Genomic DNA, 17,923 nt, shown 5'->3' with positions numbered 1-17,923 from the left:
GGGCGGGTCAGCCCACCGTCAGGACACGGGCGTGCAGGATGGGCCGCTGCTGCAGCGCGGCGCGGACGGCCCGGTGCAGGCCGTCCTCCAGGTACAGGGTGCCGCGGTACTCGACGACGTGCGCGAAGAGGTCGCCGAAGAACGTCGAGTCCTCGGCGAGCAGGGCGTCGAGGTCCAGAGTGCGCTTGGTGGTGACCAGCTCGTCCAGGCGCACCTGCCGAGGAGGGACGTCCGACCAGTCCATGGATTCCTCGCGCCCGTGGTCGGGGTAGGGGCGCCCGTCGCCCACGGCCTTGAAGATCATGGATGTCATCGTAGGCGCAGCCGACGACACCGTCCGGGTGCACACGTCAATGGATGGTCACGATGGCGTCACGATACGACCGGCCCGTTTTGTCCGCGCGCGGGTGATTGTCGGCCGCCAGGGGCGCTCTGCCGTTGACGGGAGGAGTGTCGTCGGTCGAACCTGGGAGACGTGATCGTTGTGGGAGCGCTCTCACAACGGTCCGCGGACAGCAACCGGATCAAAGGAGATCTCCATGTCCCGCCACCTCCGCACCCGCGCGGCCCTGGCCGCGGCCGCTCTCGCCGCCACGACCGTCGCGGCGCTCTCCGTCGGACCCGCCCTCGCCGACCCGCCACCCCCCGACGACCCGCGGCTCTGGGTGAACCCCGAGAGCTCGACGCTCGAGCACGTCGCCGAGCTCGGACTCGTGGGGGACGCGCGGGCCGACGCCGTCGCCCTCGCCGCGGTCCCCACGGCGACCTGGTTCACCGGCGGCACGCCGGTCGAGATCAAGCAGGACGTCAAGGACGTCGTCGTGCACGCCCACGCCGCCGACGAGATCCCCGTGCTCGTCGCGTACAACCTGCCGTTCCGGGACTGCGCCCAGTACTCCGCCGGGGGTGCGACGAGCCCGGCCGAGTACGAGGCGTGGATCGACGGGTTCGCGCAGGGGATCGGGAACAAGCAGGCCGTCGTGATCCTCGAGCCCGACGGGCTCGGCATCATCCCCTGGTACACGACGTTCGAGGGCACGCAGGAGTGGTGCCAGCCCGAGGAGGCCGACCCCGAGACCGCCGCGGACGAGCGGTTCGCGATGCTCGGCGACGCCGTCGACACCCTCGGCGAGCTGCCCGGCACGCGTGTCTACCTGGACGCCGGCCACAGCGGGTGGCTCAACGTCGGCGACAACACCGACCGGCTGCTGAAGGCCGGGATCGAGCGGGCCGACGGCTTCTTCCTCAACGCCTCCAACTACCAGTACACCGTCAACTCCGAGGCGTACGGCCGGTGGATCAGCTCGTGCCTCGCGCTGGTCACGAAAGTCGGCGGTGCGCTGGGCGACTGCGGCAACCAGTACTGGAACGGGGGCCCCGCGACGGACTGGCAAGGAGCGGCCATGACGCCCTACGCCGAGTGGTCGAGCGGCCCCGTCGACGAGGTGCCGCTGGACCGGAACACCCAGGGCATCGACTCCCGCTATGCCGCCGCCCTCGGCGACGTCGAGCCCAGCGTGCCGTTCGTCGTCGACACCTCGCGCAACGGCCAGGGTCCCTGGGACCCGTCGACGTCCCCGAACAGCTACAGCGACCCGGAGGACTGGTGCAACCCGCCGGAGCGCGGCCTCGGCGAACGTCCGACGCTCGACGTCGGCGACCCGCTCGTGGCCGGCTATCTGTGGATCAAGGTGCCGGGCGAGTCCGACGGGCAGTGCTTCCGGGGCACCGGCGGCCCGCTCGACCCGGAGCGGGGCATCGTCGACCCGCCGGCCGGCGAGTGGTTCGTCGAGCAGGCCGACGAGCTGATCGACCTGGCGGTCCCGGCCCTCTGAGGGCCGGTGGGTCCTACTCCTCGGTGTGCCCGAGGTCGGGGCCCGGCACGCACCGCACGGTGCGCGTCGTCGCCCCGTGCAGCTCGAGCACGACGATCTCGTTCTCGACCCGGACCACCGGCCCGGGCAGGTAGAGCGTGCGCGTCGGCCCGGCGTGCCAGTACCGGCCCAGGCAGAAGCCGTTGACCCACACCACGCCCTTGGTCCAGCCGTCGAGGCGCAGGAAGTGGTCGACCCCGGCCTCGCTCGCGAAGGTGCCGCGAGCGAGGGCGGGGCCGGCCAGCGGGCGGCCCGGCGGCGTCACCTCGGAGGGCGGCGCGGCGCGCAGGGCGTCGGTGACCGCGGTGCGGAGCACGCCGCCGTCGTCGTCGAACCGCAGCGGCGTGGTGTCCCAGCCGGTGAGCTCACGCGTCGCCGTGCGGACCGGGCCGAGGATGCCCTTGGGCTCCCCGATCCGGGAGCCGTAGTTCACACGGCCCTGGTCCTCGACGAGGAGCGTGAGCTCACCGGCACGGGCGGGCAGGGCGGCCGCGTGGATGCCCGCCGTCCGGTCGAGCAGCCCGACCGGTTCGCCGTCGAGCGCGACGAGCGCGCGGTCGCGGACCTCCTGGACGGTGACGACGGCGTCGTCGGCGCGGACCTGCGTCGCGTAGCGCACGAACCCGTCCCACGCCCCGAGGTCGTCGTGGGTCGGCGGGTGCTCGCTCCGGTGCGCGTCACCGAGCAGCCCGACGACGTCGTCGAGCGGGACGGCCCGGTCCAGCGTCACGTCGAGCTGCGGGGTGCGCGGAACCGCGGCGGGCGACTCGGGCGGCACGTCCCGGTGCCGGGCGACGACCTCCTTCAGGAGCCGGTACTTCGCGGTCGGTGCACCGTGCTCGGCCAGCGGGGCGTCGTAGTCGTAGGACGTGGTGATGGGGCGGTAGACGCCCTTGTCGTTGGCACCGGAGGTGAGACCGAAGTTCGTGCCGCCGTGGACCATGTACAGGTTCACCGACGCGCCGGCCGAGAGCAGGGCGTCGAGGTCTTGCGCCGTCGCGTCGGGCGCGGTCGTGTGGTGGTGCAGACCCCACGAGTCGAACCAGCCGTTCCAGTACTCCATGCACATCAGGGGCCCGGTGGGTTGGTGGCGGCGCAGCAGGGCGAGCCGCTCGGGGCTGCGGGACCCGAAGTTCGCCGTCGTGTGCAGCTCGGGCAGGCTGCCGCGGGACAGGTGCTCGTCGTCGGCCTGGTCGGAGGTGAACAGCGGGACCTCGATCCCGGCGTCGCGCAGCATCCCGGCCAGCGTGCGCAGGTACTCCTGGCGCACCGGGACGGGGTCGTCGCCGTAGGCGCCGTACTCGTTCTCGACCTGCATCATCAGCACCGAGCCGCCCCGGGTGACCTGCCGCGGCGCGACGATCTCGGCCACGGCGCGGTAGTAGTCGCCGATCGCCGCGAGGAAGCGCGGCTCGGCACGCCGGACGCCGACGGCGGGGTCCGCCAGCAGCCAGGCGGGCAGGCCGCCACCGGTCCACTCGGCGCAGATGTACGGGCCGGGACGCACGATCGCGTGCATCCCCTCGGCGGCGACGAGGTCGAGGAAGCGGGCGAGGTCCCGGCGGCCGTCGGTGCGGAACTCGCCGGGTACGGGGGAGTGGTGGTTCCACGCCACGTACGTCTCGATGGTGTCGAGCCCCATGAGCCGGGCGGAGCGGATCCGGTCGGCCCACTGGTCGGGATGCACCCGGAAGTAGTGCAGCGCGCCGCTGACGATCTGCAGGCGCTCTCCGTCGAGCAGGAAGTCTTCGTCGCCGATGTCGAAGCGTGGCATGAACCGATTCAACCATGCGCGGACCGGGAAACGGCGAGGGGCCCGCACCCAGTTGGTGCGGACCCCTCGGACCGGCGGAGGATGGGGGATTCGAACCCCCGAGGGCGTGAACCCAACACGCTTTCCAAGCGTGCGCCATAGGCCGCTAGGCGAATCCTCCTCGTGGCGCTGCCTGGCGGTCCGATGTGCACATCGGCGCCGGGCAACCCCAGCAGAATAGCGGACGGAGTGCCCAGTCTCCGAATCGGGCCGGTGTGAGGTGCGCGACCCCTCCGGCGGTCCGGCGGCACGGTTTCGAGGTGAGGGCATGTCTCGGTTAGGCTGGGTGCAGACCCCTCGTGCGGCGTCATCTCGCTGAACTCCCCCAGGGCCGGAAGGCAGCAAGGGTAGGTGAGCTCTGGCGGGTGCGCGAGGGGTCCTTTGCTGCCCCGGGCCGGTGCGTCGGCCCGATGTGAGCGGCGACTCCATCCCCGCTGACCAGGCGTTTCTCGCCAGGTAAGACATATTGCGTCCGGATCGCAAGATTTCATGGCCGCGGAGTTGGTGCCGAGCCCCGCCGGATGGTCTTCTCCTCGCATGCACCGCATCGCTCCCGCCGCACCCCGCACCGCGCAGACCACCCTGCGCGGCGTCATGTGCGCCGCCGCGATGCCCGCCACGCGAATGTGCGGTCGCTGACCGACCAGCACCCCGCCGTCGTCCCCCGCTGACGACACCCGGGCCCGTCGTGCGCTGATGGCCGCGACCTGCCACCCCACCTCTCAGCTCCCTGCGCCACGGCGAGACCTGCCGCCGTGCGCACCCGCCCGGAAGGACCCCTGCCATGACCCTGCGCTCCACCCTGCTCGCCACCGGCGCCGCCGTCTCCGTCCTGGCCCTGGCCGCCTGCTCCGGCGACGCCGCCGCGACCGCGAGCGGTACCGCCGAGGACCCCGTCCGCATCGGCGTCGTCTCCGCCGGCGAGGCCTACTGGGACACGTTCGCCGAGGCCGCCGCGGCCGAGGGCATCGAGGTCGAGATCGTGAACTTCTCCGACTACCAGCTCCCCAACCAGGGGCTGTCCGACGGCGACCTCGACCTCAACCAGTTCCAGCACCTGCAGTTCCTCGCCGGCTACAACGTGGCGCGCGGCGACGACCTCACCCCGATCGGCGCCACCGCCGTCTACCCGCTGGGTCTGTACTCGACCGCCCACGCGAGCCTCGAGGAGATCCCGGACGGCGGCCAGGTCGCGATCCCCAACGACGAGACGAACCAGGCCCGGGCGCTGCTCGTGCTGCAGGACGCCGGGCTGCTCACCCTGCGCGAGGGCGGGAACTCGTTCTCCACGCCGGCCGACGTGGTCGCCGAGGAGTCCCGCGTGTCGGTGACCCCGGTCGACGCGGCGCAGACCGCGATCGCCCTGGCGGACGTCGACGCCTCGATCATCAACAACGACTTCGTGGGCGACGCCGGCCTGGCCGAGGACGACGCGATCTTCACCGACGACCCGGACTCCGCGGCGGCCGAGCCGTACATCAACGTCTGGGTGGCCCGGTCCGCCGACGCCGAGGACGAGACGCTGGCCCGGCTCGTGGACATCTACCACTCGCCCGAGATCGAGGCCCAGGTCCTGGAGGCCTCCGGCGGCACGGGTGTGATCAAGGACAACGACCCGGCCGACCTGCAGGCGATCCTCGACGACATCGAGACCAACCTCGCCGCCGAGTGATCCCGTCACCCCCGCCGAGGTAGGCAACCTTCTGCCCAGGTAGGCAACGATCTGCCCAGGTAGGCAACGATCTGCCGAGGTAGGCAACTTCTTGCCCGGCGAGGTTGCCTACCTGCGCGGGAACTTGCCTACCTCGCCGGAGCCTCGCCTACCTCGGCCCGGGGGTGCCTACCTCGCCGGAGCCTCGCCTACCTCGGCGAGAAGGTGCCTACCTCGTCCATGAAAGGAGTGCCGTGAGCGAGCCGATCATCAGCTTCCGCGACGCGGTCAAGGAGTTCCCCGCCGCCCGCGGGCCCCGTCGCCGGCGACGCGGACGACGCGGCGCCCCCGTCCGCGCCGTCGACGGCGTCACGCTCGACGTCGCCGCCGGCGAGATCTTCGGCGTCATCGGCTACTCCGGAGCCGGCAAGTCCACCCTCGTGCGGCTGGTCAACGCCCTGGAGACGACGACGGCGGGTTCCGTCGTCGTCGACGGCACCGATCTGACGGGGCTGAGCGAGGCACGGCTGCGTCCTGTCCGCGCCGGGATCGGCATGATCTTCCAGCAGTTCAACCTGCTGGCCTCCCGGACCGTCGCCGGGAACGTCGCCTACCCGCTGGAGGTCGCCGGCTGGTCGCGCGCCGACCGGGACGCCCGGGTGCGCGAGCTGCTCGACTTCGTCGGCATCGGCGACAAGGCCCACGTCCACCCCGCGCAGCTGTCCGGCGGCCAGAAGCAGCGCGTCGGCATCGCCCGGGCGCTGGCGACCAGCCCCCGGGTCCTGCTGGCGGACGAGGCCACCAGCGCGCTCGACCCGGAGACGACGGCGGACGTGCTCGCCCTGCTGCAGCGCGTCAACCGCGAGCTCGGCATCACGGTCGTGGTGATCACCCACGAGATGGAGGTCGTGCGCTCGATCTGCCACCGGGTCGCCGTCATGGAGGCCGGTCGCGTGGTCGAGCTGGGCGACGCCTACCGGGTGTTCAGCGCACCGCAGCACCCGGTCACGCGCCGGTTCGTCGCCTCGGCGCTGCGGGACGTGCCGTCGCCGGCCGTGCTGGACCGGCTGCGCGAGCGCCATCCCGGCCGGGTCGTCACGGTCCGGATCGACGAGGTGGCCGGGTCGTCCGCGCAGGTCACGCGGGTCCTGGCCGAGCACGGTGTGGACGGCACGATCGTCTACGGCGGCATCACCGAGGTCGCCGAGCGCCCCTACGGCTCGCTCACGCTCGAGCTCGTCGGGGACGACGCCGCGGTGCGGGCCTCGTTGGACGGCCTGCGGGCGGCCACGACCGTCGTCGATCACGGCACCGCCACCCGACCCGCCGCCGACAGGAGCGACCGATGAACCCCGACCTCGTGCCCGTGCTGTGGCAGGCGTTCGGCGAGACCGTCTTCATGGTGCTCATCACCCTGGCCGTGGGCGGTGTCTGCGGGCTCGCGCTCGGCCTCGGGCTCTACCTGACGCGGCCCGGCAACCTGCTGGAGCACCGCGGCGTGTTCGCGGTGCTGAACGTGGCCGTCAACGTCGTGCGACCGATCCCGTTCATCATCTTCCTCGTGGCGCTGGGCCCCGTGACCCGCGCCGTGGTCGGGACGACGATCGGGACCGGGGCGTTCACGTTCGCGATGTGCGTCATGGCGTCGTTCGTGTTCGCGCGGCTGGTGGAGCAGAACCTCGTCTCGATCGACCCCGGCGTCATCGAGGCGGCCCGGGCGATGGGCGCCTCGCCGTTGCGGATCGTGCGCACCGTCGTCGTCCCCGAGGCGCTGTCCCCGCTGATCCTCGGCTACACCTTCCTGTTCGTCGGGGTGCTCGACATGTCCGCGATCGCCGGGTACCTGGGTGCCGGTGGCCTGGGCGACTTCGCCATCGTGTACGGCTACCGGCAGTACGACTGGGCGCTGACGGCGCTGGTCGTGGTGATCATCATCGTCATCGTCCAGCTGGTGCAGTGGCTGGGGAACTCCCTGGCGAGGCGGGCGTTGCGGCGCTGACGCCGAGACGTGCGGGCTGGCAGGATCTGGTGGCGTGTCGATGTCGAGCCGCTCCGTCCTTGCCGGTCTCCTCAAGGTCGTGGGCGTCGGCGCCGCGATCGTCGTGGCGCTGGCCGCGGTGCTGTTGTTCCTGATCCTCCACCACGTCAACGTGCCGGAGAACGGTGATCGGCTCGCCCAGGACCTGGGGCGCGACCGCGCCGACGAGATCGCGGAGATCCTCGAACCACGCGGATCCTCACCGGTCGACGCCGAGAACCTGGCGGCACGGGCGCGGGAGGAGACCCGGGGGACGGTGGTCCTGCTGGGCTGGAGCGGGGACTCCGGAACCGCGGACGGTGCGGTCGTGGAGATGGCGATCCCGGTCCGGGTCGGGGGCATGGAGGGCGGGTGGTTCGACGCCGGGCGCACGGAGGGGATGGCGGTGACGTGCTGGCGCTTCGTCGTGCACGCGCACGACCACGACGGCCGTGCCTCGCGGGACGAGTTCGGCTGCCCGAGCGAGCTGCACGGACGGGTGCCCCCCGACCCGACACCGCTGCCCTCCCTCGGTCCGGACGCCGAGGCGACGGTCCTCCAGGTCCTGGACGGGCTCCCGGACGGAGCCGGCCCGCGGGCCGCGGAGGCGGCCCTGCGCGGCGCGTTCCCGGAGTTCGTCGACGTCGCGGTGGAGGAGGGCTCCGAGGAGCTCGTCGCCGCGGTCGGGGTACGACAGTCCCGGGACTGCGTCGTCGGGATCGCGCCCGACGACGAGCCGGCGTGGCGGTACTCCGGCTTCGACCGCATCCTGCTCGAGCCGGGTGAGGGCGGCTGCGGGCCCTACCTCTACCTGCGGCCCGTCACGACGCACTGACGACCCGCTGCCGACGCGGGACGAGCTGCCCCGCGACCAGCGCCAGCATCGCCAGGCCGAACCCGGCGAGCTGGGCCGGGCCCATCGACTCCCCGAGCACCCCGGCACCGAGGACGGCGGCGGTCAGCGGGGACAGGAGCCCGAGGAACGCCACCGCCACGACGGAGAGCCGGCGGATGCCGGAGAACCACAGCGTGTACGCCACGAGTCCGCCGACGATCCCGAGCCAGAGGTAGCCGCCGAGCGCCGGGGCGTCGATGCCCGCCGGCACCCCGCCCTCGAGCAGCGCGAACGGCACCAGGGCCAGCCCGCCCGCGGTGAGCAGCCACCCGGCGAACCCCGTCGCCCCGACGCCCGGCGGGGGGCCCCACCTCTTGGTCAGCGTGACGCCGAGCGCCATGACGCCGGCGCCGCCGACGCCCGCGGCGAGACCGACCGGGTCGAGGGCGGCGTCCGGTCCGAGCACCACCAGCCCGACCCCGAGCACCCCGACGACGCCCCAGGCGAGGCGCCACACGGACCACCGGTCGCCGAGGACGACGACGGCCAGGACGGTCGCGACCAGCGGTTGGGCGGCGCCGAGCGTCGCGGCGCCCCCGCCGGGCAGGCGTTCGGCGGCGACGAAGAGCAGCGGGAAGAACGCCCCGATGTTCAGCACGCCGAGGACCGCTGCCCGCCACCACCAGGATCCGCGCGGCAGCGTCCGCGCGATCGCGAGGGCGAGCAGCCCGGCGGGCAGGGCGCGCGCGACGGCGGCGAACAGCGGGTGCCCCGGAGGGAGCAGCTCGGTGGTCACCAGGTAGGTGGTGCCCCACACGACCGGTGTGATCGCGGTCAGGGCGACCGTGCTGACGTGCGCCGCGGCCGGAGGGTGAGGAGGCGCCGTCGCGGGTGACGCCGGAGCGGTGGTGGTCATGGATCCACGGTGCGGTGCCACGTACTCATGAGTCCAACACATGCTTGTCATGCCATCGATCGTGGATGACGATTGATCGATGGAGCTCCAGCAGATGCGCTACGTCCTGGCCGTCGCGGAGACGGGCAGCTTCACCCGGGCCGCCGAGCGGTGCTTCGTGGTGCAGTCCGCGCTGAGCCACCAGGTGGCCGCGCTGGAGCGCGAGCTCGGGGTGCGGCTGTTCGCCCGCACGAGCCGCCGGGTCGAGATCACCGCGGCGGGGGAGGCGTTCCTGCCGTCGGCGCGACGCGCGCTGGAGGCGGCGGACCGGGCGGGCGCCGACGCCGCCGCTGCTGTCGGCCAGGTCCGCGGCACGCTGCGGCTCGGCATCATCCCGTCGGTGACCGCGTTCGACCTCCCGACGGTCCTGCGGCGCTTCCGGGAGGCGCACCCGCAGGTCGGGGTGTCCCTGCGGGTGGATTCCAGCGTCGAGCTCGTGGCCGCGGTGCGGGCGGGCGAGACCGACGTCGCGGTGCTGGGGCTGGCTCAGGGGGAACCGCCGTCGGGCGTCCGGCACCGCGAGCTCGTCCGTGAGCGGCTGGTGGCGGCCGTCGCGTCGGACCACCCGCTCGCGGGGCGTCAGCGGACCGGCCTCGCGCGGCTCGCTGACGAGACCTTCGCGGACTTCCCGACCGGGTCGCCGGGCCGGGCGCAGAGCGACCGGGCGTTCTCCGCGGCCGGCCTGCGGCGCGAGGTGGCCTTCGAGGTGCCGACCACCGACCTGCTCCTCGGACTGGTCCGCGAGGGCCTCGCCGTGGCGATGCTGTCCGAGCCGCTGGTGGCGGGCGCCGACGGCGTGACGGCCGTCCGCGTGACGCGCGGCCCGCAGCGGGTCCAGTACGTCGTGTGCGACGACCTCAACCCGAGCCCGGCGGCGCTGGCGTTCCTGGACCTCGTGCCCTGACGTCGCCCGGGGGTCACCCCCGCGCGGCGATCTCCAGCCCCACGGGCGTCTCGGCGTCGTGCACGCCGTCGAGGGAGACCAGCGCCTCGGCGACGTACTGCGCCACGTACCGCGCGCCGGCCGTCGTGAAGTGGGTGTTGTCCTGTCGCATGGCGTCCGGCACCTCGAGACCGGCCGCGGCGGCTGCGCCGTGCGGGAACAGCGCGGCCGACGCCTCGACCCCGAGCCACGTGTACAGCCAGCGCGTGAACACCGTCAGCTCGATGAGCGGGACGTCCCGCTCGGCGGCCAGGGCCCGCACGGTCGCCGGGTAGGCGCCGTGGGACCAGCGCAGCGAACCGTCGTCGGCGAACCACCGGCGCTCGACGCTCGTGGCGAGGACCGGTCGGGCCCCGAGCGCCCGCACCTCGGTGACGAACTCGTCGAGCCGACGCCGGTACCCGCCGTCCGCGGCGAGCTCGTCGGGCTCCTTCTGGTCGTTGTGCCCGAACTGGATGATCACGGTGTCCCCGGGGCGCACGGCGCCGATCACGCGCGCCCAGTGGCCCTCGTCGCGGAACGACTTCGTCGTGGCCCCGCCGATCGCGGCGTTGTGCACGTCGTCCGCGACGAGCGGGACGAGCTCGTCCCCCCAGCCCAGCAGCGGGATCTCCGGGTGGCCCGAGGTGGCGCCGTGGTCGGTGGGGGCGACGGTCGAGTCGCCGGCGAGATGGATCGTCATCGGTCCTCCGGATCAGCGTTGAATCGATTAAACCGTAGCCTCGCCCGCGCCCCCGGTCAACGCCCGCCGGGCGGGATGTTCCTGTCGGCCCCGACGTCTAGAGTTGCAGGGGTGACCACCGCTCTGTACCGCCGCTACCGGCCCGAGACGTTCGCCGAGGTGATCGGCCAGGACCACGTCACCGCGCCCCTGCGGCAGGCGCTGCGCACCGGTCGCGCCAACCACGCCTACCTCTTCTCCGGGCCGCGCGGTTGCGGCAAGACGACGTCCGCGCGGATCCTGGCGCGCACGCTCAACTGCCACCGCAACACCCCCGAGAAGCCGCTCGACACCCCGTGCGGCGAGTGCCCCTCGTGCGTGGAGCTGGCCCGCGGCGGTCCCGGCTCCCTCGACGTCGTCGAGATCGACGCCGCCAGCCACAACGGCGTCGACGACGCCCGTGACCTGCGCGAGCGCGCCACCTTCGCCCCCGCCCGGGACCGGTACAAGATCTTCGTGCTCGACGAGGCCCACATGGTGACCTCGCACGGCTTCAACGCGCTGCTCAAGATCGTCGAGGAGCCGCCGGAGCACATCAAGTTCGTGTTCGCGACGACGGAGCCGGACAAGGTCATCGGCACGATCCGCTCGCGCACCCACCACTACCCGTTCCGCCTGGTCCCGCCGGACGTGCTCGGGCCGTACCTCGAGCAGCTCTGCGCGGCCGAGGGCATCGAGCTCGGCGCCGGGGTGGTGCCGCTGGTCACGCGGGCCGGCGGGGGATCGGTGCGCGACACCCTCTCGGTGCTGGACCAGCTCATCGCCGGGTCGTCCGGCACGGTCGAGTACGACCTCGCGGTGAGCCTGCTCGGCTTCACCCACGCGACGCTGCTGGACGACGTCGTGGACGGGATCGCCGCCCGTGACGGCGCCTCGATCTTCCGCGTGATCGACCACGTCATCGCCACGGGTCACGAGCCGCGCCGGTTCGTCGAGGACGTCCTGGAACGGCTGCGCGACCTCATCGTCATCGCGGTCTCCGGCGAGGCCGCCGACGCCGTGCTGCGCGACCTGCCCGCGGACCAGCTCGAGCGGATGCGCCACCAGGCCGCCCACCTCGGCTTCTCGGAGCTCTCCCGCGCCGCGGACCTGGTCAACACCGCCCTGACCGAGATGACCGGCGCCACCTCGCCCCGGCTGCACCTCGAGCTGCTGTGCGCCCGCCTGCTGCTGCCGGGCGCCGACGACGGCACGGAGGGTCTCGCCGCCCGCCTCGACCGGCTCGAGCGCGGGGCGGTCGCGGCCGGCCCCGTCGGTGCGGCGCCGGGCACGACGGCGGCACCCGCCGACGGTGCCGAGGAGCAGGCTGCCGCCGAGCCGGCAGCCGCCGCGTCCGGGACGTCGGGGCTGTCCGGCGCTGCCGCGGCCCGGGCCGCCCTGGCACGGAGTCGTCGGCCGGTGGCAGAGGTCTCCCCGCCGGCGCAGACCCCCGCCGCGCCGCCCGAGCCGGCACCGCAGGCGACGACGGAGCCGGCACCGTCGGCGTCCGACCCCGCACCGCCGTCGGTGGCCGTGTCCCAGCCCGCCCCGGAGGCCGGGGCCGAGGCGGACACCGAGGCCGAGCCGACGTCGGCACCCGAGCCGTACGCGCCGGTCGAGGACGCCGTGGTGCCGGCAGCGCCCGCCGTCGGCCCGGACGCCGAGCCCGACGCCGCAGAGCACGCGGCCGCGGAGCCCACGGCCGAGGAGCCTCCGGTTCAGGAGCCCACGGCCGAGGAGCCTCCGGCCGCGGAGCCTCCGGTCGAAGCGCCCGAGGACTCGGCGCCGGAACCCGTGGAGCCCGCGGCCCCGGCGTCGGAACCTCAGGACCCGCGCCCCGCAGCACCGCCGGCGTCCGCGTCGCCGACCGGGCACACCCCGGAGCCGGCGAGTGCGAGCGGTCCGACGGCGGAGGACCTGCGCCGCCGGTGGGAGGAGATCGTCGCCAACCTCGGCAGCCCCGTGACGCGGGCCCTGGTCGAGCAGAACGCCCAGATCGGTGCGCTGTCCGGGGACCGGCTCCAGCTCAGCTTCCAGACCGAGGGGCTGGCGCGGAACTTCTCCCAGCCGCGGCACACCGAGGCGTTCGCCGAGGCTGTCTACCAGACGCTGGGTCTGCGGGCCCAGATCGAGGTGACCGTCGGGGCGCCCGGGCCGGCCGACCCGCCGACGTCGGGGCCGACGTCCGCGTCCGGTCCGCGTCGCGAGCCTCCGCCCGACCGGCCGTCCGCTCCGGAGCCGTCGCGGGGTGCCTCGCACGGGCCGCACGGTGGCGGGCACGCTGCGGCGTCGCAGGTCTCCGCCGCCTCGGCGGGACAGGGCGGCCTGGCCGTCGCCGAGCGCGTCGACACCGCGCCGGCTGACGCGGCGCTCGAGCCCGCGCCCGGGCCGTCGCCCGACGCAGCGCCCGACACCGCGCTGGCCGACGCGGCGCCCGACACCGCGGCCGCCGACGCGGCCGACGCTGCCTGGCTCGCCGGGGCCTCGGCCGCGACCTCGCAGAGCGCGGCGTCCGCCGCCTCCGCCGCGCCCGGCCGCGCACCGGCCCGCCCGGAGCCCGTCCGCGCGGTCACCGCGACGGTCGCCCCGCCGCAGCCGCCGTCGGAGGCCACGGGGTCCCCGGCCGCGCCCGCACCGTCGACGCCCCCCTCTCCGGCGCCGTCGTCGCCCTCCACGGCGTCGGCGGACGCCCCGGCTCCCGCGGCGGAACCGGACCCGTGGCCGCACCGGATGCGCTCGGCGCCGCAGGAGACGGCGTCGGCACCTGACACGGCACCACCTGCCACCGACGGCTACGACGACGCCTCGGACAGCGACCCGGAGCTGGTGTCGTCGGGCCTGGTCGGCGTCCCGCTCGTGGTCAAGATGCTCGACGGCACGGTCATCGACGAGACGACGGACGGCGCGTGACGGCCTCGGCGACCACCACCCTGTACATCGTCTCCGTCGTCGTCCAGCGCGACGGCCGGTGGCTCGTGGTGCGCAAGCGGCACACGGAGACGTTCATCCAGGTGGGTGGCAAGATCGAGCCCGGGGAGAGCCCTCGGGACGCCTTGGTGCGCGAGTGCCACGAGGAGATCGGCCTGGAGGTCGACCCGTCGCGGGTGCGGGCGCTCGGCCACCACCACGCGGTCGCCGCGAACGAGCCGGACCACGTGGTCGACGCCCACGCGTTCGAGGTCGAGCTGCCGCCGGGCTTCGAGCCGGAACCGCTGGCGGAGCTGGCCGAGGTGAGGTGGATCGACCCGGAGCACCCGGTGACCCCGTACCCGCTGGCGCCGTTGTCGCGGGCGCTGATCGCCCGCTTCGGCGCGGATCAGCCCGGGACGCCGTCGAGGTAGCCGGTGCGGTCGGCCGCGGTGATCTCGCGCACGACACGGGCGGGGTTCCCGACCGCGACGGTGCGGGCGGGCACGTCGCGCGTGACGACGCTGCCCGAGCCGATCACGGCACCGTCGCCGATCGTCACCCCGGGGTTGACCGTGACCCCGCCCCCGATCCAGACGCCGTCGCCGATCCGCACCGGCCGGGCGTAGCACGCCCCGGCCGCCCGCTCGCGCGGGTCCAGGGCGTGGTTCGAGGTGTAGATGCCGACGCGCGGCCCGAGGAGCACGTCGTCGCCGATCGTGATGCCGCCGCCGTCGAGCATCACGCAGTCGAAGTTCGCGTAGAAGTTGTCGCCGAGGCGGATGCCGTCACCGAACTCGCAGCGGAACGTCGGCTCGAAGTGGGCGTTCTCGCCGGCCCGGTCGACGAGCTCGCGCAGCAGGGCGAGCCGTTCGGCGACCGGTCGGCCGAAGGCGGCGTTGTAGGCGTCCGTGGCCAGCACGGCGCGTTCCCGGGCCTGCACGAGCTCGTCGGTCGTGTCGTCGTACATCGCCCCGGTGCGGAGGTGCCGGCGCTGCGCGCTGAGGTCCATCGGGCTCCCTTCGACGTCCTGAGACTACCGACGCGCGGTGCGTGCCGGGACCGGAGCGTGACCCGCCCGCGGCCTGGCAGAGTGGGGTCCGTGACGACGACGTACCGCCTGCCCCGTGCCACCCCGGCGTCCCAGGGCGTCGACCCGGAGTCCCTGCGGCGGCTGGTCGCCGCGCTCGACCAGGTTCGCGACGTGCACAGCCTCATGGTGCTGCGGCACGGCCACGTGGTCGCCGAGGCGTGGTGGGACCCGTTCGCCCCGGACGAGCCGCACCAGATGTTCTCCGTGTCCAAGGCGGTCACCGCCACCGCGGTCGGGATGGCCGTGGACGAGGGTCTGCTGAGCATCGACGACCGGGTCGTCGACCTGCTGCCCGACGACGCGCCGTCGGACCCGGACGAGCACCTGGCGGCGATGACGGTGCGGCACCTGCTGACGATGACCAGCGGGCACGGCACCGACACGATGAACTTCACGCTGCGCAACCTCCACCGCCCGGGCGACAGCTGGGCGCGGGACATCCTCGCGTCCCCGGTGGTCCACGCCCCGGGCACCCGGTTCGTCTACAACACCGGGGCGACCTACCTGCTCTCGGCGATCCTGCACCGGCTCACCGGGGAGCGGCTGCTGGACTGGTTGACCCCGCGGCTGCTCGACCCGTTGGGCATCTCGGGCGCCACCTGGGAGCAGTGCGAGCAGGGCATCGACGTCGGTGGGTACGGGCTGTCCCTGACCACCGAGGACCTCGCGTCGCTCGGCCAGCTCTGGCTGCAGCGCGGCCGGTGGGGCGACCAGCAGCTCGTCCCGGCCGCGTGGGTCGACGAGATGACCTCCGCCCAGGTGGACAACGGCCCGGACGAGAAGCCCGACTGGGAGCAGGGGTACGGCTACCAGTTCTGGCGGTGCCGGCACGGCGCCTCCCGGGCCGACGGCGCCTTCGGGCAGTTCGCCGTCGTCTGGCCCGAGCACGACGCCGTGGTCGTGCTGACCAGCGGGACGACGGACACCGCCGCCGAGCTCGACGCGATCTGGGACACGCTCGGTGGTGCGTTCGGCCCGGTGCCGGGCGCCGGGACGGGCGTCGGGGCGTCCGACGCCGGGGACGGTCCGACGTCGTTCGCCCCGGACGACCTCGCGGTCGCCGTGCCGGAAGGGCGCGCGCACGTCGTGCTCGAGGACTTCGTGCGGGGTTCCCGGTTCGTGCTGACGCCCGAGTCCGGGCACGACGCCGCGAGCCCCGGCGGGCCGCTCCTGCACTGGCACGCGATCTCGGTGGACCGTGTCGACGACGAGCTCGCCCTGACCTGGGAGGCCGACGCCGGTGGTGCGGCGCGCACCGTGCGGTGCGGCACCGGGCGCTGGGTGACCGGGCGGGCCGGGCTCGAGCCCGGCGAGGAGGTCGCCGTGGCCGGGGCTGCCGCCTGGACCGGGGCGCACGAGCTGACGCTGCGCCTGGTCCGCCGCGGCACGCCGTTCGTCCTCGAGGTCCGGCTGGCCTTCGGCGGCGACGGCGAGGGCCGCTGGGTGGAGGTGGCGGCCGACCAGCCGGTGTCGTTCGGCCGGACCGATCTGCTGCGCGCCACCGGGCTCGGTGCGGGCGCCGGGGTGTGACCTGACGGGGACGGTGTCCCCGCCCCGCGGGCCCCGGTCCGGACGGCTGGGGTGTCAGGAGTCCCGACGACGGGGGCCGTTGGCCCCTACCGGCGTGGGTGAGCACGGGGATTGGCTGGGAGGACCAGCACTGGGGACGGCGAGTCCCGGTGACGACCCACCCGTCCGAGGGGGAGCACCATGTCGACGCAGGACGCCGAGCACCGGCCGCCCGCCGGGACCGTCGACGACCGGCCGCGCGGGCTGACCGGCTGGGCCGCGGCGCACCCGGTGGCCGCCTTCGTGGTGCTCGCCTACGCGATCTCCTGGACGCTGTGGGTGCCCGTCGTGGTCGGTGCCGGCGGGGCCGTCGCCCAGGTGCTGTTCGTGGTGGGCGGGCTGGGCCCGGCGGTCTCGGCCCTGCTCGTCACCCGCCGCATCGGGGCGCCGCTGGGCCCGTGGGCCCGGCAGATCGTCCGGTGGCGCGTGCCGCTGCGCTACTACCTCTACGCGCTCGGCCTGCCCGCCCTGCTGTTCGCGATCGTCAACGTCGAGCTGGCGATCGTCGGCCAGGAGATCGACCTCGCCCTGCTCGGGGACCGGCTGCCCGCCTACCTCATGACGTTCCTGGCCGTGGCCACGATCGGCGGCGGGTTCGAGGAGCCCGGCTGGCGCGGGTTCGCGTTGCCCCGGCTGCAGGAGCGCTTCGCCCCGCTGGCCGCGACCTGCCTCCTCGCCCTGGTCTGGGGAGTGTGGCACCTGCCCCTCTACGGGCTCGGGTTCGTCGGTCCGATGGTCTTCGCCTTCTACTACACGTGGCTCTACAACCGCACCGGCAGCGTGCTGCTGTGCATCCTGCTGCACGGGAGCTTCACGCCCGCTCTGGACCACCTCGTGCTGCGTGCGGACAACCTCGCGGTCGACGTCGCCATCGGCGCCACGCTCGTGGCCGGTGCGGTCGTGCTCGTCGTCGTCACCAAGGGGCGCCTCGGCTTCGACGCCGCGAGGAACGGCGCCTACCGCACGGCCTGAGCGGTCGCCGGGACCGTCAGACCGCGCCGCGCGAGCCGGCGGCACGCAGGGCGTCGAGCCAGCGGTCCAGCACCGCGACCGAGTCGGGCACGAACGCGAGCTCGTCGACCATCTCGACGAGCCGGCGTGGAGACACCCACCGGCCCCAGGCGATCTCCTCGGGCTGCCAGCGCACGGGTCCGTCCCAGGTGCAGGTGAACAGGAACGCTCGGTACCGGGTGTGAGCGTCGGCGTAGTCGCGCTCGCCGAGCCGCAGCAGCGGCACGCCCTCGACGCCGAGCTCCTCGGCGACCTCGCGGCGCGCGGACTGCAGCGGGGACTCGCCGGCGTGCAGCACCCCGCCGGCGCAGAAGTCGTAGCGCCCGGGGTAGACGTCCTTGGTGTCCGTGCGGCGGTGCACGTAGACCTCGCCCACGCTGTTGCGGACGACGACGGCGGTGGCCGCGTGGCGCAGGTTCTCGGACCGCACGCGGTGGCGCGGGGCGGTGCCGCACGGAGCGCCGGCGTCGTCGAACAGCGCGACGGTCTCGTCGGCCGGGTCGGAGTCCATGACTCGCATCATGCCGGAGATGTCCCCGCCGCGCCGTAGGCTGA

16 protein-coding genes, 1 tRNA gene and 1 other RNA gene are annotated in these 17,923 nt (G+C 74.0%); 11 read left to right on the top strand and 7 right to left on the bottom strand.

Going from position 1 to position 17,923, the window contains the following annotated elements:
* Nucleotides 1–7 precede the first annotated feature (7 nt).
* Nucleotides 8–304: a type II toxin-antitoxin system VapB family antitoxin gene (locus tag V5O49_RS06180; protein WP_332901467.1), complete on the bottom strand. Its 297-nt coding sequence runs from the start codon at nucleotides 302–304 to the stop codon at nucleotides 8–10.
* 235 nt (nucleotides 305–539) lie between these two features.
* On the opposite strand from V5O49_RS06180, the gene V5O49_RS06175 reads away from it, so the two are divergent.
* Nucleotides 540–1,835 carry a glycoside hydrolase family 6 protein gene (locus V5O49_RS06175; protein WP_332901466.1) on the top strand — a complete coding sequence of 432 codons (1,296 nt, stop codon included), beginning with the start codon at nucleotides 540–542 and terminating at the stop codon, nucleotides 1,833–1,835.
* A gap of 13 nt (nucleotides 1,836–1,848) precedes the next feature.
* On the opposite strand, the gene V5O49_RS06170 is transcribed toward V5O49_RS06175, so the two are convergent.
* On the bottom strand, nucleotides 1,849–3,648 hold the full coding sequence (locus V5O49_RS06170; protein WP_332901465.1) for a glycoside hydrolase family 35 protein: 1,800 nt from the start codon (nucleotides 3,646–3,648) through the stop codon (nucleotides 1,849–1,851).
* A gap of 75 nt (nucleotides 3,649–3,723) precedes the next feature.
* Nucleotides 3,724–3,808: transfer RNA gene (locus V5O49_RS06165), tRNA-Ser, on the bottom strand.
* A gap of 167 nt (nucleotides 3,809–3,975) precedes the next feature.
* Between V5O49_RS06165 and ffs the strand changes: the two genes are divergently transcribed.
* The 5 genes from ffs to V5O49_RS06140 all read left to right on the top strand — a co-directional run bounded on the left by ffs (nucleotide 3,976) and on the right by V5O49_RS06140 (nucleotide 8,190).
* Nucleotides 3,976–4,072, top strand: an RNA gene (gene ffs, locus V5O49_RS06160) — signal recognition particle sRNA small type.
* Nucleotides 4,073–4,471: 399 nt separating this feature from the next.
* Nucleotides 4,472–5,359 carry a MetQ/NlpA family ABC transporter substrate-binding protein gene (locus V5O49_RS06155; RefSeq protein ID WP_332901464.1) on the top strand — a complete coding sequence of 296 codons (888 nt, stop codon included), beginning with the start codon at nucleotides 4,472–4,474 and terminating at the stop codon, nucleotides 5,357–5,359.
* 233 nt (nucleotides 5,360–5,592) lie between these two features.
* A complete protein-coding gene (locus tag V5O49_RS06150) occupies nucleotides 5,593–6,687 on the top strand; it encodes a methionine ABC transporter ATP-binding protein (protein WP_332901463.1) in 1,095 nt (364 codons plus the stop codon).
* A complete protein-coding gene (locus V5O49_RS06145) occupies nucleotides 6,684–7,337 on the top strand; it encodes a methionine ABC transporter permease (protein WP_278235509.1) in 654 nt (217 codons plus the stop codon). Before V5O49_RS06150 ends, V5O49_RS06145 begins: the two co-directional genes overlap by 4 nt.
* A 40-nt stretch (nucleotides 7,338–7,377) precedes the next feature.
* Nucleotides 7,378–8,190 carry a hypothetical protein gene (locus V5O49_RS06140; RefSeq protein ID WP_332901462.1) on the top strand — a complete coding sequence of 271 codons (813 nt, stop codon included), beginning with the start codon at nucleotides 7,378–7,380 and terminating at the stop codon, nucleotides 8,188–8,190.
* Here V5O49_RS06140 and V5O49_RS06135 read toward each other — a convergent pair.
* Nucleotides 8,177–9,106 carry an EamA family transporter gene (locus V5O49_RS06135; RefSeq protein WP_332901461.1) on the bottom strand — a complete coding sequence of 310 codons (930 nt, stop codon included), beginning with the start codon at nucleotides 9,104–9,106 and terminating at the stop codon, nucleotides 8,177–8,179. The genes V5O49_RS06140 and V5O49_RS06135 overlap by 14 nt on opposite strands.
* Before the next feature lie 79 nt (nucleotides 9,107–9,185).
* Between V5O49_RS06135 and V5O49_RS06130 the strand changes: the two genes are divergently transcribed.
* Nucleotides 9,186–10,049 (top strand): LysR family transcriptional regulator, encoded by an 864-nt coding sequence (locus tag V5O49_RS06130; protein ID WP_332901460.1) that lies wholly within the window; start codon nucleotides 9,186–9,188, stop codon nucleotides 10,047–10,049.
* Between the two features lie 13 nt (nucleotides 10,050–10,062).
* Here the strand turns inward: V5O49_RS06130 and V5O49_RS06125 are convergent, their stop codons facing one another.
* Nucleotides 10,063–10,770 carry a rhamnogalacturonan acetylesterase gene (locus V5O49_RS06125; protein WP_332901459.1) on the bottom strand — a complete coding sequence of 236 codons (708 nt, stop codon included), beginning with the start codon at nucleotides 10,768–10,770 and terminating at the stop codon, nucleotides 10,063–10,065.
* A 111-nt stretch (nucleotides 10,771–10,881) separates the two neighbouring features.
* Here V5O49_RS06125 and V5O49_RS06120 point away from each other — a divergent pair, with 111 nt between their 5' ends.
* Nucleotides 10,882–13,698, top strand: coding sequence for a DNA polymerase III subunit gamma and tau (locus tag V5O49_RS06120; protein WP_332901458.1), 2,817 nt, complete (start codon nucleotides 10,882–10,884; stop codon nucleotides 13,696–13,698).
* The gene (locus V5O49_RS06115) at nucleotides 13,695–14,129 is read left to right on the top strand and encodes an NUDIX hydrolase (protein WP_332901457.1); all 435 of its coding nucleotides are present in this window, start codon (nucleotides 13,695–13,697) and stop codon (nucleotides 14,127–14,129) included. The genes V5O49_RS06120 and V5O49_RS06115 overlap by 4 nt, the downstream gene beginning before the upstream one ends.
* On the opposite strand, the gene V5O49_RS06110 is transcribed toward V5O49_RS06115, so the two are convergent.
* Nucleotides 14,105–14,707 (bottom strand): sugar O-acetyltransferase, encoded by a 603-nt coding sequence (locus V5O49_RS06110; protein WP_332901456.1) that lies wholly within the window; start codon nucleotides 14,705–14,707, stop codon nucleotides 14,105–14,107. The genes V5O49_RS06115 and V5O49_RS06110 overlap by 25 nt on opposite strands.
* A 90-nt stretch (nucleotides 14,708–14,797) precedes the next feature.
* Between V5O49_RS06110 and V5O49_RS06105 the strand changes: the two genes are divergently transcribed.
* Nucleotides 14,798–16,318 (top strand): serine hydrolase domain-containing protein, encoded by a 1,521-nt coding sequence (locus V5O49_RS06105; protein WP_332901455.1) that lies wholly within the window; start codon nucleotides 14,798–14,800, stop codon nucleotides 16,316–16,318.
* Between the two features lie 180 nt (nucleotides 16,319–16,498).
* The gene (locus V5O49_RS06100) at nucleotides 16,499–17,329 is read left to right on the top strand and encodes a CPBP family intramembrane glutamic endopeptidase (RefSeq protein WP_332901454.1); all 831 of its coding nucleotides are present in this window, start codon (nucleotides 16,499–16,501) and stop codon (nucleotides 17,327–17,329) included.
* Nucleotides 17,330–17,345: 16 nt separating this feature from the next.
* Here V5O49_RS06100 and V5O49_RS06095 read toward each other — a convergent pair whose 3' ends face one another.
* Nucleotides 17,346–17,879: an NUDIX hydrolase gene (locus V5O49_RS06095; protein WP_332901453.1), complete on the bottom strand. Its 534-nt coding sequence runs from the start codon at nucleotides 17,877–17,879 to the stop codon at nucleotides 17,346–17,348.
* Nucleotides 17,880–17,923 lie beyond the last annotated feature (44 nt).

The sequence above is a fragment of the Isoptericola haloaureus genome (assembly GCF_036689775.1).
In the GTDB taxonomy this organism is placed as follows: Bacteria; Actinomycetota; Actinomycetes; order Actinomycetales; family Cellulomonadaceae; genus Isoptericola; species Isoptericola haloaureus.
The sequence above is the reverse complement of the archived record's forward strand: the minus strand, read 5'-3'. Positions and strand labels throughout refer to the sequence as shown.

Bases quoted from the DNA above. Each gene is read 5' to 3' on its own strand.
- V5O49_RS06125 (WP_332901459.1), bottom strand. From the start codon at position 10,770: ATGACGATCCATCTCGCCGGCGACTCGACCGTCGCCCCCACCGACCAC.
- V5O49_RS06140 (WP_332901462.1), top strand. From the start codon at position 7,378: ATGTCGAGCCGCTCCGTCCTTGCCGGTCTCCTCAAGGTCGTGGGCGTC.
- V5O49_RS06135 (WP_332901461.1), bottom strand. From the start codon at position 9,106: ATGACCACCACCGCTCCGGCGTCACCCGCGACGGCGCCTCCTCACCCT.
- V5O49_RS06145 (WP_278235509.1), top strand. From the start codon at position 6,684: ATGAACCCCGACCTCGTGCCCGTGCTGTGGCAGGCGTTCGGCGAGACC.
- V5O49_RS06155 (WP_332901464.1), top strand. From the start codon at position 4,472: ATGACCCTGCGCTCCACCCTGCTCGCCACCGGCGCCGCCGTCTCCGTC.
- V5O49_RS06175 (WP_332901466.1), top strand. From the start codon at position 540: ATGTCCCGCCACCTCCGCACCCGCGCGGCCCTGGCCGCGGCCGCTCTC.
- V5O49_RS06130 (WP_332901460.1), top strand. From the start codon at position 9,186: ATGGAGCTCCAGCAGATGCGCTACGTCCTGGCCGTCGCGGAGACGGGC.
- V5O49_RS06095 (WP_332901453.1), bottom strand. From the start codon at position 17,879: ATGGACTCCGACCCGGCCGACGAGACCGTCGCGCTGTTCGACGACGCC.
- V5O49_RS06180 (WP_332901467.1), bottom strand. From the start codon at position 304: ATGATCTTCAAGGCCGTGGGCGACGGGCGCCCCTACCCCGACCACGGG.
- V5O49_RS06110 (WP_332901456.1), bottom strand. From the start codon at position 14,707: ATGGACCTCAGCGCGCAGCGCCGGCACCTCCGCACCGGGGCGATGTAC.
- V5O49_RS06170 (WP_332901465.1), bottom strand. From the start codon at position 3,648: ATGCCACGCTTCGACATCGGCGACGAAGACTTCCTGCTCGACGGAGAG.
- V5O49_RS06100 (WP_332901454.1), top strand. From the start codon at position 16,499: ATGTCGACGCAGGACGCCGAGCACCGGCCGCCCGCCGGGACCGTCGAC.